Origin of the sequence: Bacillus salipaludis (assembly GCF_030938565.1) — a bacterium.
In the GTDB taxonomy this organism is placed as follows: domain Bacteria; phylum Bacillota; class Bacilli; order Bacillales; family Cytobacillaceae; genus Neobacillus; species Neobacillus salipaludis_A.
Genome location: NZ_JAVGVR010000001.1, coordinates 3,652,143 through 3,677,217 on the forward strand (window position 1 = coordinate 3,652,143; position 25,075 = coordinate 3,677,217).

Genomic DNA, 25,075 nt, shown 5'->3' on the forward strand with positions numbered 1-25,075 from the left:
ATTACTATATGAATCGAGCGAATCTACGTATTATTGATTTAAGTGTCTCTCTAGATAATGCTGCAAAGGAACCATTTCCACCGGAAATTCACTATGGATCACATGAGGAAGGGGCACAACAAGCAGCACATGTTTTGGGGTTGAAACCTAGCGATTTTCCAGACAGTGCAGCATGGGCAGTAGAAACGGTTACCTTAACTACACACACAGGTACTCATGTTGACGCCCCTTGGCACTATGCTTCAACTACTGCGGGTGAGCCTTCTAGAACCATTGATGAACTGCCTCTTGAATGGTTCTACGGCCATGGAGTTCTGTTCGATTTTAGTGATAAACCACCAGGCTATGAGATTGGAATGGCAGATTTTGAAAAACAATTAGAAGCGATGAACTATCAATTGCAGCCATACGATATAATTCTTGTCCGAACGGATGCAGATAAAAAATATTATCAGGAAAATTATGCAGGTGTTCATGCAGGTGTTTCGGCTGAGGCAACTAGGTGGCTGATTCAAAAGGGGATTAAGGTGATGGGCACGGATGGATGGGGGTGGGATATTCCGCTTTACAAACAAGCTGAGGATTTTAAAAAGAACCCTCGCGAAGGTGTCCTTTGGGCCGCACATTATGTTGGAAAAGAAGCGGAGTATTGCCAAATTGAAAAACTGGCCAACTTAGATTTACTGCCAAAAAGAATTGGTTTTAAAGTGGCTGTTTTTCCTGTAAAGATCAAAGGAGCAAGTGCAGGATGGGCACGCCCTGTAGCTATTTTTGAGTAAAGAAATGTAATCAACAAGACTTTTGTACTACCAAAATTTACAGCTAGCTTCCAAATTGGTTAGATGTTATATTGTTAATAGTCCAACAAGGACACTAAGAACGGGTCAGGGCGGGAACGCAGCAGCCATAATTCGTGAAATTGTGTGGACTATTACATAATCAGAACACAAGAACCGATAAACCTCTAAAAGTAAACCCCCTTAAGATGGACTAATGAAATCCAGCTTAGGGGGTTTTTGTATAGTTAAGGTTTCTTTAAAAGGTTGATGAAGGCCAAATCCCTTTGAGAAAACAGGGAAAGTGGTCTTCATAAAGACGATGAGGGCCAAATCGCTTCGAAAAAACAAAGAAAGTGGTCTTCATAAAGTCTTCATAAAGGCGATGAAGGCCGAATCCCTTTGAAAAAACAGAAAAATGGTCTTCAGAAAACAGATGAAGACCAAATCCTTTTTAGTAAAACAAAGAAAGTGGTCTTCGTATCGTAAAAGAGTTTATGTAATCTCTTGCGGAACCAAGATAACAAGGACTATAAGTATGTTAACACAATGTGCTAGTCCAAACCGCAATTATTGTGCTCCTATAAATCGATAAAGTGCTCATGAAATGGCTATAAGCCAGGTTTTGTACTCCCATACTGCAAACGGCAGCAAGCCTCGTACAGGAAGTAGTAGTCATATAACTATCGATCTAAGACCGATTCATCCGTTAGGTTCATTTCCCGCAGGATGATGCCCCTACCTAAATTTGGGTTGCTCGCTCGTGGGGTTTACCCGTTCCACCTTTTCCGTTTCCAGAAAAGTCTCGTCACTGTGGCACTTTCAGGTTATTCTCAGCATATCCAGATGGACTTAGCATGATTTCACCGCCGTCAGTCGAACATGTGCGACTGCCCACTCTTGCGAATGGCACGAACACTACAGGCATCTCAGCACTGTGCGAGCCTGGACTTTCCTCAGCTCCTGTAAAAGGAACCGCGACTACTCACCATTTCATGTTTATCCATTTTTTCAAAAGCGACAATATCTACTATATCATTATAAATAGTAAAAATCGTTAGTAGGTTCTTTCCATTGTTTCCAACCATAGTTTATAACGAACTTAAAAACGTATTATATATAGAAGATACCCACAATATTTATCGAAATGCACAGGACTTTTGAACTACCAGAATTTACAGCTAGCTTCCAATTCAGATGGATGATATAGTTACTCTTGTAAGTTCTTAACGGAACTTATGCGAAAGGTTTTTTTACAGAGAAGTACTCAAGAGGCTGAAGAGGCGCCCCTGCTAAGGGTGTAGGTCGAGTAACCGGCGCGAGGGTTCAAATCCCTTCTTCTCTGCCATTCTATTATGGGAATGTCTTGGTATCGACAGGGATCGTTTGAGCTTATATGGCGAGTCGAGGGCATCGGCCTCGTAAAAACGATAAAGCCTAATAACTGGCAAACAAAATAATAACTTCGCTTTCGCTGCTTAATAACAGACGATAGCGGTTCCACCTTTCATCGTCCATGTGGCAGGGTAAGGGACTCATTCAAAGTGGACTACGCCGAATTCCACCGTCTGAGGATAAAGGAAGAGAATAACCAGACTAGCTGCTTCCATGCCTGTCAGTAGGCTAACGAAGTGAGCGATAACTAATTTTACTGACTACACTCGTAGATGTATAAGTGTCAAGATCTTTGCACACGGGTTCAACTCCCGTCATTTCCACTAAAATTTATTTGAAAAAGCAAATAACATAGCATTTTTCCGCAGTAGCTCAGTGGTAGAGCTATCGGCTGTTAACCGATCGGTCGTAGGTTCGAGTCCTACCTGCGGAGTTATAGTCCAACAAAGACACTAAGAACGGGTCAGGGCGGGAACGCAGCAGCCATAATTCGTGAAATTGTGTGGGCTATTACATAAACAGAACAAAATAACGCTAAACTCCCATATGGAGTTTAGCGTTTTTATTTGTCCTAAAAGTAGTTTTTTGATTGTTACAAGCGTAGTTTGTAAGTTAAGCTTTAAAACTATCTTGCCATTTCAGTAAACGATTTTCTAACAAGCGGACAACGGAATCCGATATTTTTCCTGCAAGGGCAAAAATAATGATTCCTACAAAAACCGTGTCAGTCTGCATAAAAGAACGTGCATCTTGAATCATGAAACCCACCCCTCGATCTGCACCTAACAATTCAGCGACCACCAAGCACATCCAAGCCGCACTTAAAGCTAAGCGTATCCCAAGTAAGATATTAGGCAAAGAGGCTGGAATCATCAGCTTTGTTATTTGCTGGGTTCGGCTGTATTCTAGGATTCGACCAACCTCGTAGAGTTTTTTATCGACATTGCGAATGCCTAAAAAGGTTTGTAAATAGAGAGGAAAAAAGGCACCTAAAGCAATGAGCAAGATTTTCGATAATTCACCAAAACCGAACCACATGATAAAAAGTGGAGTAATCACAAGCAATGGGACAGTCCGCAGCATTTGAAAACTCGGGTTTAAATATTCCTCCGATTTTTTGTTCATTCCCACGATGACACCCATCAATAGACCGAAAAATCCTCCTAAAACGAAGCCGAGAAGTGCTCGGGTTAAGCTGATTTGTAAATGCTTTGCCATCTCTCCTGATTGAACCAGTTCAATAAAGCGAGAAACAATTAAAAACGGTGACGAAAATAATTGTGCTGGCAAGATCCCGAATGTACTTAAAATCTGCCATAAAATCACTACTAATATAGGGAGAAATATTCCCCGCCAAACAGCAGTATTTTTTGATAATTTGGCTTTCTTTTTCTTCATCGAAATAGCTTTGTTCTGGGTAATCGTTTGTGTCGACATTTCCATCATCCTTTCTAAGTTTTGAGTTAAATGCTCCAATCTTCTAATTCATTGACATGGTGGTCAAGGGATTTCAATATTACGGTTCTATATTCTTGGAATGACTTATTGGTCCTTGTTCTTGGATAAGGCAGATCAATCGAAACGATTCCCTTTATCCTTCCAGGCTTAGCATCCATAACAACGACTTTAGACGATAAAAAAACCGCCTCATCAATATCATGGGTTACTAACACCATGGTGGTTTGATTTTCCTTCCATATTTCCAACAAGGCTTCTTGAAGATGGTTGCGGGTAAAAGCATCTAGTGCCCCAAAAGGTTCGTCTAACAATAAGACTTCAGGATTCCTCAGCAAAGCCCTGGCAATGGCCACACGCTGAGACATTCCTCCAGATAATTGGCGTGGATACGCTTTTTCAAATCCTTTCAGTTTAACAAGTGAGAGTAATTGGTCTACCTTTGAACGGATATTTGGATTTTTTAATGAAAGGTTTCCTGAGATATTCTGTTCTACATTTAACCAAGGAAATAATCGATGCTCTTGAAAAATAAAGCCGCGATCCTTAGAAGGACCATTCACGAATTTTTCACCTATCCTAATCTGACCTTCAAAATCCAAATCCAGCCCGGCAATTAATTTTAATAGGGTACTTTTACCGCAGCCGCTGGGACCAATAATGGTTAAAAACTCACCTTGTTTAATGGAGAGATCAAAATCCTCTAAAACATGAATCCTTTCCTGGTCATTCCTAAATGTTTTTCTTACGTGGTCAATCTTCACAGCTGACACCATTATCATCATCCATCCTTTCTGAAATAAAAAAGAGATTCAGCGAAAAGACATTTCTGTCCTTTTGCTGAATCTCTAGAAGACTAGTCGATTCATGCGAATGACTTAATTTACAAAATACCTTATCATGGAATTTATTTGAACGCAACACTTTAAAACCAACTAAATTTATAGGAATAATAAATTTTTAATTGACAGATTATTTTGTTTCCTGTTAAGATGCATTCATATACAAACGACTTACCAATTTAATCCATAGTGATAGGAATCCACTAGGCGACTAGAGATTCAACAAAGAGAAGTGTCAACACTCTCTTCGTTGGATCTCTTTTTTATTTATTATAAAGCCGACTATCCCACTAGGTTAAATTAGGTATGGAGTGATAGGAGGAGATGAAAGAAGGTAAAAACGTTTTTATGTTGCTTGGACCGAATAGCAAAGTACTTATTTGAAAAAAAATCTAACAAAATATTGATTTGGAGGAAAAGATAATGACAAATCTTCAAGCAAAACAAATAAAAGTAGTACCGGTAGCAGGGAGAATTGGTGCAGAAATTCAGGGTGTACAACTAAGCGGGGATTTGGAACCAGGTATTTTAAACGAAATCAAACAAGCGCTAAATGAATACAAGGTCGTATTTTTCAAAGGTCAAAATCATTTAACTGATGGAAATCAGGAAGCATTTGCGAAGTTATTAGGAGAGCCATATGTTCATCCCACAGTTCCCGTGAAAAATAATACCAACTATATCTTTGAATTAGACTCTCAAGTAGGGGCAAAAGCGAACCATTGGCATACGGATGTCACGTTTGTCCCAGAAGTTCCTAAATACTCCATCTTAAGAGGGGTGACGATCCCAGAAGTTGGTGGAGATACGGTGTGGGCCAATACCAATACAGCGTATGAAGATCTTCCAGAAGGATTGAGAAAATTAGCAGATACGTTGTGGGGAATCCATTCAAATGAATATGATTATGCCCAATTCAAACGGAGTGATAGTGAGGTTAATGAGGTTACAAGGAAATATCGTGCTGTTTTTGAATCAACGGTTTTTAAAACAAGACATCCAGTTGTTCATGTTCACGCGGAAACAGGGAAAAAGCATTTGTTACTAGGCGGATTTGCCGGAAAATTAGAAGGCTATTCAACAAGTGAATCTGAAAGACTATTAAGTATCTTTGATTCTTATGTGAGTCGCTTGGAAAATACTGTCCGCTGGAAATGGGCGGAGGGCGATGTGGTTATTTGGGATAACTTGGCCACCCAACACTATGCGGTTGCAGACTATGGAGATTCCCATCGAGTGGTACGGCGCGTAACCGTTGGAAAAAATGTTCCAGTTAATCAAGAAAATGAAATAAGCAGATTAATTATTAAGAAATAATACTCTACTGTTTTTGAAAAAAGAATCACGGGAGGTTCTAGTAAGGGCTCCACACCTTACTGAATCTCTTTTTTATCATCGTTTGCTACATACGAGGAGGAATTGAGATGGAAAAATATCGTAATCATGTATTTGGATTTGTATTGACTATTCTTATCATTTTCTTATTAGCAGGATGCAGTTCATCCATAGGAAAAACAAACGCCCAAAACAAAAATGAACCAGTAGAGGTGAATATTGCGTTAAATGGGAAAATGGGACCATTGGCGATTGCCCGCGAAAAAGGGTGGTTTGAAGAAGAGTTCAAGGCCTTAAATGCGAAAGTGAAATGGAGTGAATTCACAAGCGGGCCGCCGCTATTAGAATCGCTTGCATCGAATCGTGTTGATTTATCGTTTTTAGGAGATGGCGCGTTAATCGCGGGTATTGATAAAAATCTGCCATTCGAGGTGATTGGGCAAACCGGTACGGGAGAATCGAACGTACGAATTTTAGTTCAAAAGAATGGGGACATCAAGAACGTCAATGATTTAAAGGGGAAAACGGTTGGTGTTCCACTTGGTACAACTGCCCAAGTGTATTTAATTAAGGCTTTAAAAGCAAATGGTTTAACGATTAATGATGTAAAACTGATTAATCTTCAACCGGATGATGCCCAAGCAGCCTTTCAATCAAAAAAATTAGATGCTTGGGCCGCCTGGAATCCCTACTATTTAAATAATGTGGAAAATGGTAATGCGGTCGCTCTTGATGTGAACAAAAAAATATTTGCCCCGGGTGCCATCATTGCCCGCAATGATTTTGCGAAAGAACATCCTGATCTTGTTCAAGCATATTTACGAGTTTACAAAAAAGCTGCTGATTGGCAAATTGCTAACCCGAATGAAGCATCTAAGATTTATTCTGCTCAAACAAAACTTCCAGCGGATCTTATTTATAAGATCATCACAGCAGAAAAACCATCGATATTTTTTACAGAAGAGTCTATCAACGCACAACAAGAATCCATTAATACCTTGGCTGCTGCCGGTTACATCAAAAAATCATTTAAATATAAAGATCAAATCCACAATGAATTTATTGATAAAGCATTTAAAAAATAACACCAATAAAAGATGAACAAAAAATGCTAAACTCTAACTTATTTGAGTTTAGCGTTTTTCGATTTTCGTTCAAAATGTATTCCATAGGGTACAATCGATCTAAAGGAGATGTTCCGACATGACCGATAGAGAACTTTGGATTAGATCAAGGGTTGCAAGAGGTAAGAGGGGATATTATTGGATTAGACCAAGGATTAAAAGAAGTCAAAAGGGATATTGTTAGTCTAGACAAAAGGTTAGAGGTCCAAAATGAAATACTTAGGACATTTAAATATGATATTGATTTTATTAATGAAAAATAAGCAAAACAGGATTTAAAAATAAATCGAATTAGTAAACAACTCGAAGTCAGAAAATAGAGACCTCGAGTTGCTGTGTGTATCAATTATAAATAATAAAAAAATCGTTTAAAAATCATGAAAGAACTTCTGCTGCTATTAGTTTATAGGACTCGATCCGGTCCCGCGGAGAGTCTGTAATTGTCACAATCATAATTTCATCCACTTTATATTTAGCTTGTAACTCAATCAGTTTGTTTTTACACTCCTTTGGATTGCCTATAATCATATTTTGTTTCATTTTGGCCAATTTTTCAATTTCTTTCCCATCTAGTTCATATTCCTTGGCTTCTTGAATGGAAGGGATATATTGTCCTTCACCTTTTTCTTTTTGTAAGGCCCAAATCAGATTACTCAAGGCAATCTCTTCCGCTTCTTCTGAAGTTTCCGCACAAATCACAGTTACAGTTAGCAATACTTCCGGAACCTCACCTTGTTTCCTAGGTTGAAAGGCATTCAGATATTGTTCAATAATCGCTGCTCCATCATTTTCACTCATGAATTGACCAAATGCATAGGACAAGCCATTTTCTGCGGCAAGTAATGCACTTTTTTTACTTGTGCCAAGAATCCATGGCATTGGGGTTGTATCTGGTATTGGCGCGGCAGCAACAGTTGCGTACTTATGGTCTTTAGGAAAATCATGATCGAAAAAATGAATTAATTCTTCTACTAAGTTTGGCATTTTATATACCTGTTGTAAGAAGTTATCAGATAAAGCATTTGTGACCTCAGCTGAACCGCCTGGTGCACGGCCAATGCCAATATCGATGCGATTTGGAAACAACGTAGCCAGCATATTGTATACTTCTGCTACTTTATAAGGTTTATAATGCGGCAATAATACTGCCCCTGAGCCGATTCTAATCTTTTTCGTATGTGCTCCAATATAACTTAGCATCACTTCAGGTGCCGAACAGGCAAGGCCTGGTAAATCATGATGTTCGGCAATCCAATACCGAGTATACCCAAGCGATTCCCCAGCTTGCGCAAGCTTCATCGATTCAATTAACGCATCTTGCGCGGTTTGGTTGGAGGAAATCGGTGATTGATCTAATATGCTTAATTTCACCACATCATGCCACCTTTCCTAATTCTTCACTTCAAGTAAAGATAATTGAAACTCTCCAACTTGTCCTTTTTCATAAAGGTTTGTAATAGAAGTAGAATATTGCTGAATCTTTCCTTTAAACGATAAGTCCTTTTCAGGAACTTTCACATCAAAGATTCCATTGTATAATAGAGTTGTAATGTCATGATATTCCTCACTATTCACTTTAAAATCAATGAAAATTTTATGTGAACCGTGCTCTGTCTCTTCTTTATATTTTCAACATGGATCACTGTATCATATAAGATTATTTCTTTAATCAAAAACTCATCCCCCTGAATAAGATGTATGAAAAATAAATTCCAAAACCATAAAATAACAGTTGACGAAATGAACTGTAACAATTAAATTTACAGTATAGATCTTTTGCAAATGAGTTGCTTGAGAGGAAATTATATAATCTTTGTTGTTAAACTGTAAAGTTTTTTATTACATTTTATAGTCCTGTAGCGTGAAAAAAAATAAATTAATGGAGCGTGAAAAATGATGGTGACTTTGTATACAACAACGAGCTGTGCTTCTTGCCGAAAAGCAAAAGCTTGGCTTGAGGAACATCATATTGATTTTGAAGAAAGAAACTTATTATCTAAGCCACTTACAGTTGATGAAATTAAATCGATTCTTCGTCTGACAGAAGAGGGTACGAGCGAAATTGTTTCAACAAATTCAAAAACCTTCCAGGAATTGAATATAAATATTGAAACTCTCCCGCTTAATGAATTTTATCAATTAATCATTGAGAACCCTAAAATGTTACGCCGGCCTATTATCATGGACGAAAAAAGATTACAGGTTGGATATAATGACGAAGAAATTCGAAGTTTTCTGCCTCGTAAACTTCGCACATTTTTGAACAACGAAATGCAAAAAATGGCTAATTGATTTAAAACATTAAGTAAAAATTAAATATTTGACAATTCAATCTGTAACGATTAGTATTACAGTACGAAAATGAATGAAAAATAGTTGTGATTGTTTCTTAGGAGGCAGACCATGAACAGTGATTTTACACTCGCCATCCATAGTTTAACTTTTCTTGCGCTGCAGCCGGATCGGATGTCAACCAGTGATGCTATTTCTGAAAGTGCCGGAGTTCACCCGGTACGAATCCGTAAAGTGCTAAGTTTATTAAAAAAACATGGATTTATAAAATCGAAAGAGGGAACGGGCGGCGGCTTTCTTTTTGCTCTCGATTTAAGTGATATTAATCTTTGGGATATATATAAGATTACATCTGAAGGCGCCCTGCAGCCTAAATGTCCTGAATCAAATGCAAAATGTATTGTTGGCGCCAATATGCAAAATGTCCTATGTAGTATTTTTTGGGGAGCAGAAGTACATCTGGGTGAATATCTTAAGGACTACACCATTAAAGAAATAGTAGATCTTATTAATAAAGAAAAATAAGTGGCATCCTTGCAGACTTATTTTTCATTTAAATGTAATAAAAAATATTACAGTTTGTCAAAATAATTGAAGAAGGTGAGATAGATGTTATCCAATAATAAGGCAATTTTAAAAACAGGTGATTGGATTAAAGGAAAAGCTCGGGATGGGGAATTATTCATTGGTTATATTGAATCACTGTCGCTAGAAATTATGGAAGAAGTAGTTAAGGTAACAGTAGTCACAAGTGATAACAATGAAATGATTGGAAAAACTATTCCTATTTTAAGGAAGCGGGTTAATAAACTGCCGATTTCTAAAGCGATTAACAAGGAACAAATCCGATTTCTTATTGACCTTGCTTTATCTACAGGGGATGAGGAATGGTTTTTGGAGCTTTCTTCTAAATTAACCTCAATAAAGCAGCTAGTAAATGAAGTATATTAAAATCGGTATATTTGATTCATTAAACCAAACGGAATAGTTCTAATAATTCATTGTAAAATAGCATTTTCCATCGGGGAAAATGCTATTCATATTTAACCTCTATTATGGTCTAGCAAAACGTTTACCGTATACCTTTATCACAGTTATCATAAAATAATGACAAAATAAAGGATCAAATAAAACATAACCATATTGGAGGTATTTCTTTTGAGGATTTTTGGTAAGGAAAAAGAAACACCTTAACCTCTGCAGAAGTTTCCGCTCTTTGGCTTCAATATATGGGTGATAGCATGGCTATATGTGTATATAAATATTTTCTTAAAATCGTTGAAGACCGTGAGATCAAACGCATTATAGAATACTCATTACAGTTATCTGAGAGCCATATCACAAAAATTAGCGAATTCCTGAAGAGTGCAAATTTCCAAGTCCCTATCGGTTTTACAGAGAATGATGTGAATCTGGATGCTCCGCGTTTGTTTACTGACTCATTTTTACTTTTTTACTCCAAAATTATGACCATTCATGGGTTAAACGCATATAGCTTGGCGTTTACAAACTCAGAGCGAAACGATATTCAAAATTATTTTTTGAATGTCAAGTGACATCCAAAGAATTGTTTCAAAAATTTTAGTGATTTGCCTGCGATTTTTATTGAGATTTTAAGTTTTGCACCTCAACAGTAAACCCGTTACTTTTCTATTGGTACGTTATTTTTAAATTATTTTAGCTTATTGTTAGGAGCTTAAATTAGTCGCCAGACAAACAGATAATAAAGACCAAATACAAGAAAAACAAGGATTAAAGAAAAGGATAGGTAAATAACCATTAATTTTGAAAATCTAAATGTTTGATTATTAATTTCCTTTCCTTTTTTAAAATAAGAAATGGTTGTAATGATTAATGCAATGATTCCAACGACAATAGAAGCTAAACCAATCACTCTAGCTAAGGTATCTGCCATATTTATTTTGATCGTAAGCGTTGAAAAATGCAGATTAGTGATTAAGAAACCTACTCCCATGATGGTAATACTTGTTCTAATCCATGCAAGATAGGTTCTTTCATTTGCCAAATGCTGCTGAATATATTTTGAATCAATAGATTGCTTTTCTATATTTTCTGAATTGATCGAACTTTTACGTGCTTCATTCATATTTATACCTCAGTATTTAGATATCGATCTTTTGAAAATCCTTTCATTCTGCGAACAGTCATTAATAATACAATGGAAATCACCTGTGAAAGTCTTAAATGACTTGTTAACATTAAGCTGTAAGTTCTCATTCCCTCGATAAAGAACATGCCAATTGAATACCAGATAGGATAAAGTAAAGAACATCTCGCACGGCGAAAATTAACCTTTCTTAATGAAATTAAGAGAATGTACGCTTATTGGTCTTAAATGAAAAGCAATGAGATTTAAGGGATAAATTTAGTTTGCACAATAAAAAAATCCTCCTTAAATTTTTTAAAACTTCCAGTCAAAATTTATTATAACATCCATAAAGAGCTTTAACAGAATATGAAGAAAAGTTAATACTTGACAAAAAAGTGGTAGAAGGTATTTGGAATGGATTAATGAGATAGAAAAGATACTAATTTTGAATGAAGGGGGATTAAAATTTACATAAAATAAAAATCAGGAAGGAAAATGTTGATGTTTGATTATACAGTTGCTACAGATAAAAATGTGGAAGAAGCAATTCAAAGCCTGGAGGAAAACCTAAAGCAAGAGAACTTTGGTGTTTTATGGAAGCTTGATATTAAAGAAAAGCTTCAGGATAAGGGTTTAGACTTTGATAAAGAGTTTAAAGTGTTGGAAGTATGTAACCCACAAGAAGCTCAAAGAGTATTAAATGAAAACGAAATGGCGGGATACTTCCTGCCTTGTAAAATAGTTGTTTTTGAAGATCATGGAAAAACGAAAATGGGGATGCCAAAACCAACAGCACTTATTAGTCTTCTGAATGATGAAAAGATGAAGCAATTAGCACAGGACATTGAAGATCGGCTAATTAGTTGTATAAATAGCAGTATTTAATTAAAGCATGCAAAGAAATGAGCATACAACCAATATGCTCATTTTTATCTATTTTAATAAACGGAAAGAAAACGTAAAAATACAGTTGACAATATACCCTTATGGGTATAATATATAACTTGTCAATGCTGTTCCTTTCACTGTTAAAGGAGGCTTTAGGTGACATTTCTAGTTGGATGTACAATTGTTATACTATATTTTTCATTTAAAAGATATTTTCCCGTGTTTGGTGTTCATAATATTCATTTTAAGGATCTTGAATTGGATAAAATAAGATTATAGATGTAAGAGATTACAACGAATCTTTTACGGAACCAATCGAAGGTGTAATAAATTTACCGATTGCCTATCTGAAAAGAAATCACATTGAAATTCCAGATAGTGATTTACATTTAGTTGTATCAAGTTTACTTGAAAAAAATATTGGAATACGTTTTTTAAGGAAAAAGGGATTTAAAGTACTTGGATATTCGATTATTAAGCCAAACACACTATTGCTGAAGGAAAATAAATTAAAAATAGAAATTAATAGTTGAAGGAGGTAAAAAACATGGATTACAATGAACAAGTCAAAAATAGAGTGAAACGTATTGAAGGGCAGCTAAGAGGAATTCTAAGGATGATGGAAGAAAATAAGGATTGCAAAGAAGTCATCACCCAGTTATCTGCTGCAAGAACGGCTATTGATCGCACTATTGGTGTGGTAGTAAGTTCTAACTTAGTGGAGTGTGTTCAAAAAGCTAATGATACTGGAGAAAAAAGTATGGAAGAATTAGTAAAAGAAGCTGTTAATTTGCTTGTAAAAAGTCGATAAAAAAGGGTTGACACCCTCTTTTATTTTTAATAATATTATACCCGTAGGGGTAATGGTAATAAAAAGGAGGATACAAACAATGAATATTGTGAAAGTATTAGATGCAAAAGGTTTAGCATGTCCAATGCCAATTGTAAAAACAAAAAAGGCAATAAATGAAATTGGATCTGGTGAAGTTTTAGAAATTCATACAACAGATAAAGGAGCAAAAAATGATTTGTCTGCCTGGGCAAAATCAGGAGGTCATGAGTTATTAAAATTTGAAGAAGAAAATGGAATTTTAAAGTTTTGGATTAAAAAAGGATAATTTTTTTTTACAAGCATAATACCCTAATAGGTATAAAACATCAGGAGGTTACTACATGACAGAAAATAAGAAAACAACGATTGTTTTATTTAGCGGAGATTACGATAAGGCTATGGCAGCCTATATTATTGCGAATGGTGCAGCTGCTTATGACCATGAAGTAACCATTTTTCATACATTTTGGGGATTAAATGCCCTTCGTAAAAATGAATATGTTCCCGTGAAAAAAGGATTTATGGAGAAAATGTTTGGAAAAATGATGCCAAGAGGCGCGGATAAAATGGGTCTTTCAAAAATGAACTTTGCCGGATTCGGTCCTAAAATGATTAAGGATGTTATGAAAAAACATAACGCATTGTCACTGCCACAATTAATCGAAATGGCGCAGGAACAGGATGTAAAATTAGTAGCATGTACCATGACAATGGATTTGTTAGGTCTTAAACAGGAAGAGTTATTAGAATCAATCGAATATGCAGGTGTTGCTGCGTATTTAGCAGATGCAGAGGAAGGTAATGTAAATCTGTTTATATAAAACTAATTGATAGGGGGATTTCCCCTACATACAAGGAGGATCGAAAATGGAATATGTAAATTATCTTGTTATTGCGGCAATTCTATTCTTTATGATTAAACGCTTTTTGCCAACTAAAGGTGTTAACAACATTTCGACAATAGAATTGAAGGCAGAATTGAAAGAAAAGAATAAACAATTTGTTGATGTCCGCACACCCGGAGAGTTTAAAGGAAACCATATTAGAGGTTTTAAAAATATCCCTCTTAACCTACTTGCAGGGAAAGCAGAAAAAGAACTTTCAAAGAATCAGGAAGTTATTGTTATTTGTCAAAGTGGTATGAGAAGTGGGCAGGCTAGTAAAATTCTTAAAAAATTAGGATTCTCAAAAGTAACAAATGTCAAGGGCGGCATGAGCACGTGGTCTTAAACAAGACAGAAGGAGGACTTTAAAATGAAACAAATGACAGCAAGTGAAGTTGAAACATTATTAAGCGGTGGAAAGAAATTAAATATCATCGATGTACGTGAAGTGGACGAAGTTGCAGCTGGCAAAATCCCAGGTGCTGTAAACATTCCATTAGGATTAGTTGAGTTTCGCATGCATGAATTAGATAAATCAGAAGAGTATATCATGGTATGCCGTTCAGGAGGCAGAAGTGGTCGTGCCACACAATTTCTTGAAAGTTATGGATTTAATGTGATTAACATGGCTGGTGGAATGCTTGCTTGGGAAGGTAAAATTGAATAAATTTTTTTAAGAAAAATAATACCCTTATAGGTATTGAGGAGGATATTCAAATGGAAAACTTGAAATCAAACGTAATTTTAGATGCCAAAGGATTAGCATGTCCGATGCCTATTGTTAGAACAAAAAAAGCAATGAATAACCTGGGGGCTGGACAAGTGTTAGAAGTTCTAGCAACAGATAAAGGATCCAAAGCGGACATGAAAGCGTGGGCTGAAAGTACAGGTCATCAATATTTGGGAACGATTGAAGAAGGCGAAGTATTGAAACATTATCTTCGCAAATCTTCTAACGACGAAGTTAATGAAAAGAAGCACCCGAATGTGATCAATAATGAAGAACTTGAGAAAAAACTTGTAGCAAATGAAAACATCGTCATGATCGATGTTAGAGAAGCTGCAGAATATGCCTTTAGCCATATTCCAAGTGCGATCTCTATTCCACTAGCTGAATTGGAAGAAAGAATAAATGAATTAAATAAACACGAAGAAATTTTTGTAGTTTGTCGCACAGGAAACCGCAGCGATCTAGCTGCACAAAAATTATCGGATATTGGTTTTACTAACGTAATTAATGTTGTACCAGGAATGAGCGGGTGGACTGGTACAACAACAGGTATCAATAAATAAGAATGTTTGTCACTATAAAATTAGGAGGAATAAATAATGACTAAAAAAGTAGCAATTATTGCAAGTAATGGTGGACTATTCGATGCTTATAAAGTATTTAATATCGCAACTGCTGCAGCAGCAACTGATCAAGAGGTAGCTATATTCTTCACATTTGAAGGATTAAATTTAATTCATAAAGAAGCTCAGCAACAACTTCCAATGCCAGAAGGGAAGGAGCATTTTGCGGATGGTTTTGCAAAAGCAAATGTGCCTTCCATTCCGGAATTAGCTGAAATGGCGAAAGAAATGGGAGTTAAATTTATCGGATGTCAAATGACAATGGATGTAATGGGATTAGAAAAAGAAGACTTTGTTGATGGAATTGAAGTAGGCGGCGCTGTAACCTTTTTAGAGTTCGCCAAAGATGCGGATGTTACATTAACTTTTTAATTAGCATATTTTTTAAACTTTATAAATACCATAGGGGGTAACTATAGGATGGCTGTTAACGTAATGACTTCAAAAGAAGTAACGAAAAAAGTATTTAATAAAGAAGAGTTATTTATTCTAGATGTTCGAAATGAAAGTGATTTTAACGATTGGAAAATCGAAGGAGAAAACTTTGAGTATTTAAATGTTCCCTATTTTGAATTGCTTGATGGTGTAGAAGAAATCATTGAAAAAATCCCTACTGATAAACAGGTTCTTGTGGTTTGTGCAAAAGAAGGTTCTTCCGTTATGGTAGCTGAAATGCTTTCTGAAGCAGGTTTAACCGTCTCTTACCTTAAAGATGGAATGAAAGCGTGGAGTGAGCATTTAGAACCGGTTAAAGTGGGAGACCTAAATGATGGCGGTGAAATTTATCAATTTGTTCGAATCGGTAAAGGATGCTTATCTTACATGGTGGTTTCAAATGGTGAGGCAGCGCTGATTGATGCGACACGTATGACCGAAATCTATCTGGATTTTGCCGCAAGCATTGGTGCAAAAATTACACACATTTTTGATACGCACCTTCATGCGGACCATATTTCAGGGGGACGTCTAATCGCTGAAAAAACGGGTGCCACTTATTGGCTGCCGCCTAAAGATGCAACAGAAGTAACCTTTGAATACCAACCATTAGAAGACGGAAATGACGTAAAAATCGGAAACACTCTTATTAATATTCACGCATTGTATTCTCCAGGTCACACGATTGGTTCCACTTCATTTGTAGTAGATGAAAAGTTCTTGCTATCAGGCGATATTTTATTCATTGATTCGATCGGAAGACCGGACCTTGCAGGTATGGCGGAAGACTGGGTTGGAGATTTAAGAGAAACTCTTTATAAACGTTACAGAGAATTGTCTGAAGAGCTTATCGTTCTTCCAGCACACTTTATGATTATTGATGAGTTAAATGATGATGGCAGTGTGGCAGAAAAACTAGGAACACTATTTGCGGAAAATCATGGTCTAAATATCGACGACGAAAATGCATTCAGAAAATTGGTAACAGAAAACTTACCACCACAGCCAAATGCGTATCAAGAAATTCGTCAAACGAATATGGGGAAAATCAATCCAGACATTGATCAACAACGAGAAATGGAAATTGGACCAAACCGCTGTGCAGTGCGATAAATTTTGGACTGAAAAAGTTATAAATTATAGGGAACCAGTAAAGGTTCCCTTTTTTAAAAAAGGAGGACACCATGGATATTAGCTTTATCATAACGATCTTCCTAATTGGATTTGTTGGATCATTTATTTCAGGAATGTTAGGTATTGGTGGTGCGATCATCAATTTTCCAATGTTATTGTACATTCCAGTTTTACTGGGGGTAGGTCATTTTACGGCTCATGAAGTTTCAGGGATTACTGCTATCCAAGTTTTCTTTGCGACAATGGGCGGTGTTATGGCCTACCGTAAAGGTGGGTTTTTAAATAAAACACTAATTGCTTACATGGGAATAAGTATTTTGATTGGCAGCTTTATAGGAGGATTCAGCTCTACACATATGCCGGAAAGCGGGATCAACATAGTATATGGAATTTTAGCATTGATTGCAGTTATCATGATGTTTGTTCCGAAAAGGGGTATTGATGATATTCCTTTAGATCAAGTTAAATTTAACAAATGGCTTGCTGCACTATTTGCTTTTATTGTTGGGATTGGAGCTGGTATCGTTGGTGCAGGAGGTGCATTCCTTTTGGTGCCCATTATGCTTACGGTGTTAAAGATACCGACAAGAATGACCATTGCTTCATCCTTAGCTATTACACTTATTTCATCAATTGGAGCGGTTACTGGAAAAATTTCAACCGGACAAGTGGCAATCCTTCCTTCGATTATTATGGTAGTGGCAAGTTTAATCGCTTCACCGATAGGAGCTAATGCTGGGAAAAAAGTAAATACGAAAGTTTTACAAATCATTATGGGGATTTTAATTTTTGCAACAGCAGTCAAATCATGGTTGGAAATACTATAAGCTCTATTTAGCTAACGATTTTTTGTTGTTTCGATTAACAACTATATAAATATAGGTTAGGAGCATAAAAATATGGAGAATAAGCGCTTAAAGAATGCAAGATGAACAGGATGGTCTCCAGTTTATGTTTATTTTTTAAATTTATATAGATAGGAATTCCAAGAAGCAATAAACAGCCTGACTGTTTTAGCCAGGCTGCTCTATCTCTAAAATGTATTGAAATCGGCCACCAGTACTTAAGCCTGCTGCTTCAATTTGATCCGATCGTTCGGTAAAAAAGCAGCAATAATAGAACCGGCGAGCGGAAGAAGGGAAAGAATGGTAAACACGGTCGCAACTCCAAAAATATCCGAGATCCCTCCCATGAAGACAGAGCCAATTCCTCCGGCACCAACACCGAAACCGATTGAAAGCCCTGAGGCCATCCCAATATTCTCAGGCAACATTTGCTGCATATAAACGACGCTGACAGAGAAGGAGGAAAGAACACTAAACCCAAAACAGAGCAGGTCGATCACCGCTAACACACCATGTACATAAGGAAAAATCAGGGCAAAAGGTGTCGCAATCAGCATCGATATAACAAGTAAACGTTTCATATCGATTTTATCTGCCCAAAGCCCGCCAAAGAAGGTTCCGAGTGCACCTGCACCGACAAAGACAAAGCTTAGAATTTCTGATTGTTGAACGGTCAGATTGTTCAAATAAAAAGGTAAAAAGACAACCACTCCTATTTGGCACCATGACCTTAGGATAATGACACAGGAGAGCAGACTTGCCCCAAGTATATTGTTCGTACCTTTCAATACCTTTTTTCGATTCAGTTTGGCAGACTCTAATTTTTGACCTAACCATGGCAAAATTTGTCCGGTCAGCAAAAGGGATAAAAATGCAACGGGAATCAACCATAGAAGTCCACGAATCCCTGAGTGTGTGATATAAAGTGAAACGAATAGTGGACCAAAAGCCTGCCCTGAATTTCCGCCTACTTGAAAAATGGCTTGGGCCAGTGCTTTTTTAGAACCTGAAGCAAGATGGGTACCTCTTGAGGCCTCTGGATGAAAGGCACCAGAACCTAATCCGGAAATGGAAATAAACAGGAGAAGCCATGGCAAGGATGGTGCAAGTCCTGTTAAAGCAAGACCTATGATGGAGCAAAACACTCCTGCTGGATAAAGCCAAATCCGAGGCTTGCGATCTGCAAACATTCCAAAAAGTGGCTGCGAAACAGAGGATGTTAAATAGGACATTAACACGACCAAAGTGGACTGGGTATAGTTAAGATGAAAAGCATGTTTGTATAATACAACTAAAGCCGGAACCATCCCTGTGGTTACCAGATCATTTAAAAAATGCGAACCGCTAAAAGTAAATACCGCCCGACGAAATAGCGGATCTTGAACTTTCGGCTTCGCTATTAATTGTGGGTTTGTTGCCAACGATGTCACCTTCTCTTTTACTAGATTAATTGTTTTTTGCATTATTAATAGTAGCGTAACTGAATTAAATTGTCATGTCCTAAATCTATTTTTAAGAAGGATTTTCTATTAAATGGGAACTGGTAAATTTTGAAGATAAGATATATTAACTAACTATTGTATCGCATTGGCAGGGTAGTGAGCGAAACAAAGCAAGAAAAATTTACTCGTATGAATGATCTCAGAAACAAAAAGCAGCAGAAAACAATTGAAAAAGCTTTAGCCGAACGTCTAGAATTAATTGACTTTGGGTGAAGCAATTATTACGCAAGTAACTTGGGAAGTAAACCAATGAACTTAAAAACATCCAAGAATTAATTTTAAGGAGATTCACGTCGCAAGTAGGGAGATTCTTGTCGCTGGACAAACGATTAGAGCAAGAAGGATGTTAATGTTTTGTCGTTCTTATTATTACGTAAAATATAAATTTGACGAACTAATTCATATAAGGTAAAATATAGAAGTGAGGTGTTTTTATGGTAAATCCGGCAAAACAACAAAATTTTCAAAAATTGCAAGCTTTATTGAATGAACTCCCTTGGTATGTTGATGAATATATCAATCATAAGCTTAGAAAATTATCGGCCGCATCCTTGTTTAATTACTGTCATGATTATAAGATTTTCTTTAATTGGATGATCAGTGAACAGCTTTGGACCGGCAGCATGAAAGATATCCCGTTAGAACGGCTTGAAAGATTGACGGTTTTGGAAGTTGAAGGATTTTTAAACTTCCTTCATTATCAATTAAATAACAAAGAATTAACGGTTAACCGTAAATTATCAGCTTTAAAATCGCTTTTCAATTATCTTCAAAATATTGCGGAAACACAGGATTTACAAGCCTATATCAACCGAAATGTAATGGCCAAAATTGAATTTAATGAGATTAAAGAAACAATGGAAACGCGGGCAAATAAAATGGAAGGTAAAATTTTGCTTGGTGATGAATATGAGCAGTTTCGGCTGTTTGTTGCTCAAGGTTTTGGCGAATTAAACAAAGATAATAAGAAAATCTACAACTTTTATAAAATGAATCAACAACGTGATACAGCGATTATTTCATTAATTCTAGGTTCCGGACTCCGTCTTTCTGAGCTGGTTGGATTGGACCTTGATGATATCGACTTTAGCAAGTATTGTGCCCGGGTGATTCGTAAAGGAAATAAGGAACAATTTGTTTTTTTTAGTCAGGTGGCGATGGCTGATTTGCAGGAGTATCTTACCATAAGGACTGAAAAGTATCAGGTGGATAAAACTAATAAGGCCTTGTTTGTTTCTGCTCCAATGGGTCCAAAAGGAAAATCAAGAAGACTTACCGCCAGGTCGGTTGAAAAACTGGTTGAAAAGTATGCTGCAGCATTCGGGAAACCATCATTATCTGTACATAAATTACGACATTCGTTTGCTACCAGATATCATTCAGAAATCAATGATGTGCCGAAATTACGCAGACAATTGGGTCATTCATCAATTCAAACCACCATGATTTATACCCATATTCGTAATGAGGATTTAAAAAGCGCTGTTGATAAAATGGATATGCCAAAAGATTAGGCTGTTACTAATTTGGTAACAGCCATTTTTTAGTTTTTATCAGTTTACATAATATAATTATAGTTAAATTTATATAAAAAATAAACTTTGTCTCAATACCTAAGTATACTTAAGAAAATGAGACAGAGAAGAAAAATTTCTTTTTTTTCGGTTCAAATTCTACTATGAACTATCCACGAAAAATTAACAAAAAAAGCGCCTAGATCAACTAAGCGCTCTGGATTTATTATCACCCTGCCATCGCATTTCCGCCAGCAAACTGACTATTATAAAGTTCTGCATAAAATCCGCCTTTTTCAAGTAGTTCAGTGTGATTTCCTTTTTCAATCACTGTACCATGATTCATAACCAAAATCAGATCAGCATCACGAATGGTTGAAAGTCGATGAGCAATAATGAAGCTGGTCCTCCCTTTCATCAATCGGTCCATTGCTTTTTGAATTTGTACCTCTGTTCTTGTATCCACAGAACTAGTAGCTTCGTCGAGAATGAGAATGGCCGGATCTGCCAATATCGCACGAGCAATTGTCAATAATTGCTTTTGTCCTTGTGAGATATTAGAGGCTTCTTCATTTAATATCGTATCATAGCCCTCTGGTAAAGTTCGGATAAAATGGTCGGCAAAAGCAGCTTCCGATGCCGCGATAATTTCATCCTCTCCTGCCCCCTCTTTTCCATAACCAATATTATCACGAATTGTACTATTAAATAGCCATGTATCCTGCAAAACCATGCCAAACATACTTCTTAAATGCTCCCGTTTTAAGTCGCGAATATCTACACTATCGATTAAAATCCGACCGTTTTGAATCTCGTAGAATCGCATCAATAGATTAATTAACGTCGTCTTACCCGCACCAGTTGGTCCGACAATCGCAACTCTTTGACCTGGTTTTACCTCAATATTCATATCCTCAATTAACGGTTCATTTTCGTTATATCCGAAGGAAACATGATCAAAGATTACTTCCCCTTTTGGTGATAAAATCATTTTGGCATTTTCCGCTTCTGGAACCTCTTCTATTTCATCTAAGATTTCAAAAACACGTTCTGCACTGGCAATCGTTGATTGGATCACATTGGCAATCATTGCAGTTTGCGTGATGGGCTGAGAAAATTGTCTTGCATATTGAATAAACGCTTGAATATCACCAATTTCAATTGCCCTTTTCGTTACCAATATACCGCCGGCAACAGAAACAAGAACATAGCCAATATTACTAACAAAGGACATCAGCGGCATAATCATACCGGAAACGAATTGAGCCTTCCATCCTGTTTGATAAAGGGTTTCATTGATTTCATCGAATTTTTCAATTGATTTTTTCTCACGTCCAAACACTTTTACCACCTTGTGGCCTGTATACATTTCTTCCACATGGCCGTTAAGCTCTCCGAGTGCTTTTTGCTGTCCTTTAAAAAACTTTTGTGATTTTTTTGCTATACCTGCAGTAGCTGCAAAGCTAAGCGGTAATGTAACGACGACAATAAGTGTCATTAATGGGCTAATCGTAAGCATCATGACGATAATACCAATAATGGTAACAACGGACGTGATTAGTTGTGTTAAACTTTGCTGTAAGGTCGTGCTTATGTTATCGACATCATTTACCGCACGGCTTAGAATTTCTCCGTGTGTCCTAGCATCAAAGTATTTCAATGGAAGTCGATTGAGTTTTTCCTCCACCTCTTTACGTAAATGGTATACCGTCTTTTGAGCGACACCTGCCATGATATATTGCTGGATATAGGCGAAAATCGCACTTAAAATATATAATCCGATTAAAAGCAAGATGATATTTCCTATATAGTCAAAATCAATTTTGGCTCCAGGAACCCCTCTAAGCTTCATCATCAATCCTTCAAAAAGCCGTGTAGTCGCTTTTCCCATAATCTTTGGACTGACAATCGAAAAAATCGTACTAATGATAGCGGTTATGAGCACAGCTAAAAGTTGGAATTTATGTGGTTTCAAGTAGCTGACTAGTCTTTTTAAGGTTCCTTTAAAATCTTTTGCTTTTTGGACAGGCATCATCCCGCCGCGAAAGCCGAATCCACCACCGCCTGGTCCACCTGGCCTTTGGGGTCCACCTGACCTTTGGGAATGAGTCTCTTTGCTCATGCGATTTCCTCCTCAGATAGCTGCGACATTACAATCTCACGATAAACCTCATTTGTTTCCAAAAGTTCGCGGTGCTTTCCAATTCCGGCAATTTGGCCGTTATCTAAAACAATGATTTGGTCTGCATCGATTATGGTACTAACTCGTTGTGCAACAATTAATACAGTTGATTCAACTGTTTCTTCTTTTAATGCAGCACGAAGCTTCGCGTCTGTTTTAAAATCCAAAGCGGAGAAGCTATCGTCGAAAATATAGATTTCTGGTTTTCTAACAAGTGCCCTTGCGATGGATAAACGCTGTTTTTGTCCTCCCGAAACATTTGTTCCCCCCTGGGCAATCACCGAATTGTATCCATCTGGCATGTTTGTAATAAATTCTGTCGCTTGGGCAATTTTTGCTGCGTGCTGTACTTCTTCATCTGTTGCATGTTCTTTGCCGAAACGAATATTTTCGGCAATACTTCCAGTAAAAAGAACAGCCATTTGCGGAACAAAGCCAATTTTTTCTCTTAACTCTTCTTGTTTCATTTTGCGGACATCAACACCGTCAATAAGGACTCTTCCACTGTCAACATCGTAAAAACGAGGAATCAAGTTTATAAGCGTTGATTTACCCGAGCCTGTTCCACCAATTACGGCAGTCACTTCCCCTGGTCTCATTGAAAAAGAGATATCGGAAATCGCTGGCATTTCAGCTCCAGGGTAACTAAAGGAAACATTTTCGAATTCTACAAGTCCTTTTTTACCATCGGTTGTCGCAGCTTCCGTTGGATCCTTTATATCTGCAATCGTTTCAAGGACTTCATTTATTCTTGCTGCAGAGACAGATGCACGCGGAACCATGACAAACATCATCGACAGCATGATAAATGAAAACATGATTTGCATAGCATATTGAATAAAAGCCATCATATCCCCGACTTCCATATGACCATTGCTGATCCGAATCCCTCCAAACCATACGATTGCGACGGATGTAAGGTTTAGGACCATCATCATAATGGGCATCATAGCAGCCATGATTTTATTTACTTTAATTGCCGTATTCGTTAAATCAAGGTTTGCCGTATCAAATCGTTTCTTTTCGTGCTCTACCTTGTTAAAAGAACGAATGACCCGAATTCCAGTTAGATTTTCGCGAAGAACTCGATTCAGCGTGTCTAATTTTACCTGCATAGCCTTAAAAAGCGGAATTCCGCTTCTTGCGATGATCACAATAGCAATGATTAAAATAGGTAATGAAACTGCTAGGACTAAGGTTAACTTTGCATCTTTAGATAATGCCATGATTAGTCCGCCAATACACATCATTGGGGCCATAACCATCATTCTAAGCATCATGACTAAAACTTGTTGAACCTGCGTAATATCATTGGTAGTTCTAGTAATCAGTGAGGCGGTGCCAATTTTATCAAACTCATGAAGTGAAAAATCCCCTACATGTGCAAATAATTTCCTACGAAGGGACTTTCCAAATCCAGAGGCTACCTTTGCTGAAAAAAAGCTTGCTGTGACGGAGCATACCATTCCACCTGCTGCTACAAGCAGCATAAATCCGCCTATTTTCCAAATATAATGGGTATCCCCGGTGACCACACCTTTATCCACTATATCTGACATCAAGGTTGGCAAATAAAGCTCAGATAATGATTGCAAAAGGACTAATATAAGTACGGCCAACACAGATAGTCCAAATGGTTTTAAAAATTTTCTTAATTTGATCAAGTTTGGTCACTCCATTCCGGTCAACGATTCAAATGATTGTTAAAGTAAGCCATCACTTTGGAGAGTAATTCCGCCAATTTTTCGCTATCATCCTCCCCCAAATGATCAATTAACCCACTAAAAGTTTCAAAGAAGGCTTTTCTTGCCTCGATCACAGCACTTTCACCCTTTGATGTAAGGTTAATTTTAACGGCTCGTCTGTCATCTGGATCAATCCTCCGTTCAACCAATCCATCCTTTTCTAGTGTATTAATGATTTGTGTGACGGTCGGCGATGTAACGTGTAATTTCTGACTGATTTCCGAAACCTTCATATCCGCCTTTTTGTTGTTTCCTTCACGGTAAATGGCCGCTAAGACCTTGAATTCACTTGGGTTGTAACCAGCAATTTTCCGTTCGTGCCAACCGATCCTTCTGAATTGCATAAATGCTTTTAAAAGCTTTTGTGCTGTGGCACCTTCCATGTCTGCCATTTTTTTCACCTCATTTTTATTAAGGATACAAATAGTTAGG

The 25,075-nt window shown here is 37.1% G+C and carries 26 protein-coding genes, 2 tRNA genes, 4 other RNA genes and 2 pseudogenes; 23 read left to right on the plus strand and 11 right to left on the minus strand.

What is annotated here, in order from left to right; genetic code table 11:
• Positions 1–8: 8 nt before the first annotated feature.
• Together RCG21_RS18100 and ffs (RCG21_RS18105) are read left to right on the plus strand one after the other, a co-directional pair.
• Complete coding sequence (locus RCG21_RS18100) at positions 9–779, plus strand: cyclase family protein (protein ID WP_133336967.1); 771 nt, start codon at positions 9–11, stop codon at positions 777–779.
• Positions 780–848: 69 nt separating this feature from the next.
• Positions 849–942, plus strand: an RNA gene (gene ffs, locus RCG21_RS18105) — signal recognition particle sRNA small type.
• Positions 943–1,385: 443 nt separating this feature from the next.
• On the opposite strand, the gene rnpB is transcribed toward ffs (RCG21_RS18105), so the two are convergent.
• Positions 1,386–1,769, minus strand: an RNA gene (rnpB, locus tag RCG21_RS18110) — RNase P RNA component class B.
• Between the two features lie 264 nt (positions 1,770–2,033).
• Here rnpB and RCG21_RS18115 point away from each other — a divergent pair.
• The 4 genes from RCG21_RS18115 to ffs (RCG21_RS18130) all read left to right on the plus strand — a co-directional run bounded on the left by RCG21_RS18115 (position 2,034) and on the right by ffs (RCG21_RS18130) (position 2,688).
• Positions 2,034–2,124 (plus strand) — tRNA-Ser (locus RCG21_RS18115).
• Positions 2,125–2,133: 9 nt separating this feature from the next.
• Positions 2,134–2,497: a transfer-messenger RNA gene (gene ssrA / locus RCG21_RS18120) on the plus strand.
• A 35-nt stretch (positions 2,498–2,532) separates the two neighbouring features.
• Positions 2,533–2,604 (plus strand) — tRNA-Asn (locus RCG21_RS18125).
• Positions 2,604–2,688, plus strand: an RNA gene (gene ffs, locus RCG21_RS18130) — signal recognition particle sRNA small type. Before RCG21_RS18125 ends, ffs (RCG21_RS18130) begins: the two co-directional genes overlap by 1 nt.
• A gap of 95 nt (positions 2,689–2,783) precedes the next feature.
• Here the strand turns inward: ffs (RCG21_RS18130) and RCG21_RS18135 are convergent.
• Positions 2,784–3,608 (minus strand): ABC transporter permease, encoded by an 825-nt coding sequence (locus tag RCG21_RS18135; protein ID WP_372512703.1) that lies wholly within the window; start codon positions 3,606–3,608, stop codon positions 2,784–2,786.
• Between the two features lie 26 nt (positions 3,609–3,634).
• Positions 3,635–4,402: an ABC transporter ATP-binding protein gene (locus RCG21_RS18140; RefSeq protein ID WP_133336965.1), complete on the minus strand. Its 768-nt coding sequence runs from the start codon at positions 4,400–4,402 to the stop codon at positions 3,635–3,637.
• 489 nt (positions 4,403–4,891) lie between these two features.
• On the opposite strand from RCG21_RS18140, the gene RCG21_RS18145 reads away from it, so the two are divergent.
• Complete coding sequence (locus RCG21_RS18145) at positions 4,892–5,785, plus strand: TauD/TfdA dioxygenase family protein (protein ID WP_133336963.1); 894 nt, start codon at positions 4,892–4,894, stop codon at positions 5,783–5,785.
• 107 nt (positions 5,786–5,892) lie between these two features.
• The gene (locus tag RCG21_RS18150) at positions 5,893–6,888 is read left to right on the plus strand and encodes an ABC transporter substrate-binding protein (protein WP_308913558.1); all 996 of its coding nucleotides are present in this window, start codon (positions 5,893–5,895) and stop codon (positions 6,886–6,888) included.
• Between the two features lie 414 nt (positions 6,889–7,302).
• On the opposite strand, the gene RCG21_RS18155 is transcribed toward RCG21_RS18150, so the two are convergent.
• Positions 7,303–8,298: an LLM class flavin-dependent oxidoreductase gene (locus tag RCG21_RS18155; RefSeq protein ID WP_133336959.1), complete on the minus strand. Its 996-nt coding sequence runs from the start codon at positions 8,296–8,298 to the stop codon at positions 7,303–7,305.
• An 18-nt stretch (positions 8,299–8,316) separates the two neighbouring features.
• Positions 8,317–8,600, minus strand: a pseudogene (locus RCG21_RS18160) (DUF3219 family protein).
• 223 nt (positions 8,601–8,823) lie between these two features.
• Between RCG21_RS18160 and spxA the strand changes: the two are divergent.
• From spxA to RCG21_RS18180, 4 genes are all read left to right on the plus strand, one after another.
• Positions 8,824–9,219: a transcriptional regulator SpxA gene (gene spxA / locus RCG21_RS18165; RefSeq protein WP_026572912.1), complete on the plus strand. Its 396-nt coding sequence runs from the start codon at positions 8,824–8,826 to the stop codon at positions 9,217–9,219.
• A 111-nt stretch (positions 9,220–9,330) separates the two neighbouring features.
• Entirely contained in the window at positions 9,331–9,744 is a 414-nt protein-coding gene (locus RCG21_RS18170) for an RrF2 family transcriptional regulator (protein WP_026572913.1), read from the plus strand.
• A gap of 84 nt (positions 9,745–9,828) precedes the next feature.
• Positions 9,829–10,170 carry an IDEAL domain-containing protein gene (locus RCG21_RS18175; protein WP_133336957.1) on the plus strand — a complete coding sequence of 114 codons (342 nt, stop codon included), beginning with the start codon at positions 9,829–9,831 and terminating at the stop codon, positions 10,168–10,170.
• A 278-nt stretch (positions 10,171–10,448) separates the two neighbouring features.
• Complete coding sequence (locus RCG21_RS18180) at positions 10,449–10,775, plus strand: DUF3231 family protein (RefSeq protein ID WP_308913559.1); 327 nt, start codon at positions 10,449–10,451, stop codon at positions 10,773–10,775.
• Between the two features lie 140 nt (positions 10,776–10,915).
• Here the strand turns inward: RCG21_RS18180 and RCG21_RS18185 are convergent, their stop codons facing one another.
• Positions 10,916–11,326, minus strand: coding sequence for a YidH family protein (locus RCG21_RS18185; RefSeq protein WP_133336955.1), 411 nt, complete (start codon positions 11,324–11,326; stop codon positions 10,916–10,918).
• A 2-nt stretch (positions 11,327–11,328) separates the two neighbouring features.
• Positions 11,329–11,556: pseudogene (locus RCG21_RS18190) on the minus strand (prolipoprotein diacylglyceryl transferase family protein); the annotation flags it as partial.
• Positions 11,557–11,830: 274 nt separating this feature from the next.
• Here RCG21_RS18190 and RCG21_RS18195 point away from each other — a divergent pair.
• The 10 genes from RCG21_RS18195 to RCG21_RS18240 all read left to right on the plus strand — a co-directional run bounded on the left by RCG21_RS18195 (position 11,831) and on the right by RCG21_RS18240 (position 17,682).
• Complete coding sequence (locus tag RCG21_RS18195; protein ID WP_308913560.1) at positions 11,831–12,214, plus strand: DUF302 domain-containing protein; 384 nt, start codon at positions 11,831–11,833, stop codon at positions 12,212–12,214.
• A 550-nt stretch (positions 12,215–12,764) separates the two neighbouring features.
• Entirely contained in the window at positions 12,765–13,028 is a 264-nt protein-coding gene (locus RCG21_RS18200) for a metal-sensitive transcriptional regulator (protein ID WP_133336948.1), read from the plus strand.
• A gap of 79 nt (positions 13,029–13,107) precedes the next feature.
• The gene (locus RCG21_RS18205; RefSeq protein ID WP_133336946.1) at positions 13,108–13,335 is read left to right on the plus strand and encodes a sulfurtransferase TusA family protein; all 228 of its coding nucleotides are present in this window, start codon (positions 13,108–13,110) and stop codon (positions 13,333–13,335) included.
• Between the two features lie 55 nt (positions 13,336–13,390).
• Positions 13,391–13,870 carry a DsrE/DsrF/DrsH-like family protein gene (locus RCG21_RS18210; RefSeq protein ID WP_133336944.1) on the plus strand — a complete coding sequence of 160 codons (480 nt, stop codon included), beginning with the start codon at positions 13,391–13,393 and terminating at the stop codon, positions 13,868–13,870.
• Positions 13,871–13,916: 46 nt separating this feature from the next.
• Positions 13,917–14,279 carry a rhodanese-like domain-containing protein gene (locus tag RCG21_RS18215; RefSeq protein WP_308913561.1) on the plus strand — a complete coding sequence of 121 codons (363 nt, stop codon included), beginning with the start codon at positions 13,917–13,919 and terminating at the stop codon, positions 14,277–14,279.
• Positions 14,280–14,303: 24 nt separating this feature from the next.
• The gene (locus RCG21_RS18220; RefSeq protein ID WP_308913562.1) at positions 14,304–14,600 is read left to right on the plus strand and encodes a rhodanese-like domain-containing protein; all 297 of its coding nucleotides are present in this window, start codon (positions 14,304–14,306) and stop codon (positions 14,598–14,600) included.
• 50 nt (positions 14,601–14,650) lie between these two features.
• A complete protein-coding gene (locus RCG21_RS18225) occupies positions 14,651–15,226 on the plus strand; it encodes a sulfurtransferase TusA family protein (protein ID WP_133336938.1) in 576 nt (191 codons plus the stop codon).
• A 36-nt stretch (positions 15,227–15,262) separates the two neighbouring features.
• Positions 15,263–15,658, plus strand: coding sequence for a DsrE/DsrF/DrsH-like family protein (locus RCG21_RS18230; protein ID WP_133336936.1), 396 nt, complete (start codon positions 15,263–15,265; stop codon positions 15,656–15,658).
• 48 nt (positions 15,659–15,706) lie between these two features.
• Positions 15,707–16,834, plus strand: a complete 1,128-nt coding sequence (locus RCG21_RS18235) for an MBL fold metallo-hydrolase (protein ID WP_308913563.1) — start codon at positions 15,707–15,709, stop codon at positions 16,832–16,834.
• A gap of 71 nt (positions 16,835–16,905) precedes the next feature.
• Positions 16,906–17,682, plus strand: a complete 777-nt coding sequence (locus RCG21_RS18240) for a sulfite exporter TauE/SafE family protein (protein WP_308913564.1) — start codon at positions 16,906–16,908, stop codon at positions 17,680–17,682.
• Between the two features lie 236 nt (positions 17,683–17,918).
• On the opposite strand, the gene RCG21_RS18245 is transcribed toward RCG21_RS18240, so the two are convergent.
• On the minus strand, positions 17,919–19,121 hold the full coding sequence (locus RCG21_RS18245) for an MFS transporter (protein WP_308913565.1): 1,203 nt from the start codon (positions 19,119–19,121) through the stop codon (positions 17,919–17,921).
• 515 nt (positions 19,122–19,636) lie between these two features.
• Here RCG21_RS18245 and xerS point away from each other — a divergent pair.
• Positions 19,637–20,716: a tyrosine recombinase XerS gene (gene xerS, locus RCG21_RS18250; protein ID WP_133336928.1), complete on the plus strand. Its 1,080-nt coding sequence runs from the start codon at positions 19,637–19,639 to the stop codon at positions 20,714–20,716.
• A 229-nt stretch (positions 20,717–20,945) separates the two neighbouring features.
• Here xerS and RCG21_RS18255 read toward each other — a convergent pair whose 3' ends face one another.
• The 3 genes from RCG21_RS18255 to RCG21_RS18265 are packed head-to-tail and all read right to left on the minus strand — an operon-like array spanning position 20,946 to position 25,035.
• Positions 20,946–22,838, minus strand: coding sequence for an ABC transporter ATP-binding protein (locus tag RCG21_RS18255; RefSeq protein WP_133336926.1), 1,893 nt, complete (start codon positions 22,836–22,838; stop codon positions 20,946–20,948).
• Positions 22,835–24,562: an ABC transporter ATP-binding protein gene (locus tag RCG21_RS18260; RefSeq protein WP_133336924.1), complete on the minus strand. Its 1,728-nt coding sequence runs from the start codon at positions 24,560–24,562 to the stop codon at positions 22,835–22,837. Before RCG21_RS18260 ends, RCG21_RS18255 begins: the two co-directional genes overlap by 4 nt.
• 20 nt (positions 24,563–24,582) lie before the next feature.
• Entirely contained in the window at positions 24,583–25,035 is a 453-nt protein-coding gene (locus RCG21_RS18265) for a MarR family winged helix-turn-helix transcriptional regulator (protein WP_235824864.1), read from the minus strand.
• Between the last annotated feature and the right edge of the window lie 40 nt (positions 25,036–25,075).

What these genes read in the sequence shown, in the direction of transcription:
- RCG21_RS18100 (WP_133336967.1), top strand. Translation starts at nt 9, where the DNA reads ATGAATCGAGCGAATCTACGTATTATTGATTTAAGTGTCTCTCTAGAT.
- RCG21_RS18135 (WP_372512703.1), bottom strand. Translation starts at nt 3,608, where the DNA reads ATGTCGACACAAACGATTACCCAGAACAAAGCTATTTCGATGAAGAAA.
- RCG21_RS18140 (WP_133336965.1), bottom strand. Translation starts at nt 4,402, where the DNA reads ATGGTGTCAGCTGTGAAGATTGACCACGTAAGAAAAACATTTAGGAAT.
- RCG21_RS18145 (WP_133336963.1), top strand. Translation starts at nt 4,892, where the DNA reads ATGACAAATCTTCAAGCAAAACAAATAAAAGTAGTACCGGTAGCAGGG.
- RCG21_RS18150 (WP_308913558.1), top strand. Translation starts at nt 5,893, where the DNA reads ATGGAAAAATATCGTAATCATGTATTTGGATTTGTATTGACTATTCTT.
- spxA (WP_026572912.1), top strand. Translation starts at nt 8,824, where the DNA reads ATGGTGACTTTGTATACAACAACGAGCTGTGCTTCTTGCCGAAAAGCA.
- RCG21_RS18170 (WP_026572913.1), top strand. Translation starts at nt 9,331, where the DNA reads ATGAACAGTGATTTTACACTCGCCATCCATAGTTTAACTTTTCTTGCG.
- RCG21_RS18175 (WP_133336957.1), top strand. Translation starts at nt 9,829, where the DNA reads ATGTTATCCAATAATAAGGCAATTTTAAAAACAGGTGATTGGATTAAA.
- RCG21_RS18180 (WP_308913559.1), top strand. Translation starts at nt 10,449, where the DNA reads ATGGGTGATAGCATGGCTATATGTGTATATAAATATTTTCTTAAAATC.
- RCG21_RS18185 (WP_133336955.1), bottom strand. Translation starts at nt 11,326, where the DNA reads ATGAATGAAGCACGTAAAAGTTCGATCAATTCAGAAAATATAGAAAAG.
- RCG21_RS18195 (WP_308913560.1), top strand. Translation starts at nt 11,831, where the DNA reads ATGTTTGATTATACAGTTGCTACAGATAAAAATGTGGAAGAAGCAATT.
- RCG21_RS18200 (WP_133336948.1), top strand. Translation starts at nt 12,765, where the DNA reads ATGGATTACAATGAACAAGTCAAAAATAGAGTGAAACGTATTGAAGGG.
- RCG21_RS18205 (WP_133336946.1), top strand. Translation starts at nt 13,108, where the DNA reads ATGAATATTGTGAAAGTATTAGATGCAAAAGGTTTAGCATGTCCAATG.
- RCG21_RS18210 (WP_133336944.1), top strand. Translation starts at nt 13,391, where the DNA reads ATGACAGAAAATAAGAAAACAACGATTGTTTTATTTAGCGGAGATTAC.
- RCG21_RS18215 (WP_308913561.1), top strand. Translation starts at nt 13,917, where the DNA reads ATGGAATATGTAAATTATCTTGTTATTGCGGCAATTCTATTCTTTATG.
- RCG21_RS18220 (WP_308913562.1), top strand. Translation starts at nt 14,304, where the DNA reads ATGAAACAAATGACAGCAAGTGAAGTTGAAACATTATTAAGCGGTGGA.
- RCG21_RS18225 (WP_133336938.1), top strand. Translation starts at nt 14,651, where the DNA reads ATGGAAAACTTGAAATCAAACGTAATTTTAGATGCCAAAGGATTAGCA.
- RCG21_RS18230 (WP_133336936.1), top strand. Translation starts at nt 15,263, where the DNA reads ATGACTAAAAAAGTAGCAATTATTGCAAGTAATGGTGGACTATTCGAT.
- RCG21_RS18235 (WP_308913563.1), top strand. Translation starts at nt 15,707, where the DNA reads ATGGCTGTTAACGTAATGACTTCAAAAGAAGTAACGAAAAAAGTATTT.
- RCG21_RS18240 (WP_308913564.1), top strand. Translation starts at nt 16,906, where the DNA reads ATGGATATTAGCTTTATCATAACGATCTTCCTAATTGGATTTGTTGGA.
- xerS (WP_133336928.1), top strand. Translation starts at nt 19,637, where the DNA reads ATGGTAAATCCGGCAAAACAACAAAATTTTCAAAAATTGCAAGCTTTA.
- RCG21_RS18255 (WP_133336926.1), bottom strand. Translation starts at nt 22,838, where the DNA reads ATGAGCAAAGAGACTCATTCCCAAAGGTCAGGTGGACCCCAAAGGCCA.
- RCG21_RS18265 (WP_235824864.1), bottom strand. Translation starts at nt 25,035, where the DNA reads ATGGCAGACATGGAAGGTGCCACAGCACAAAAGCTTTTAAAAGCATTT.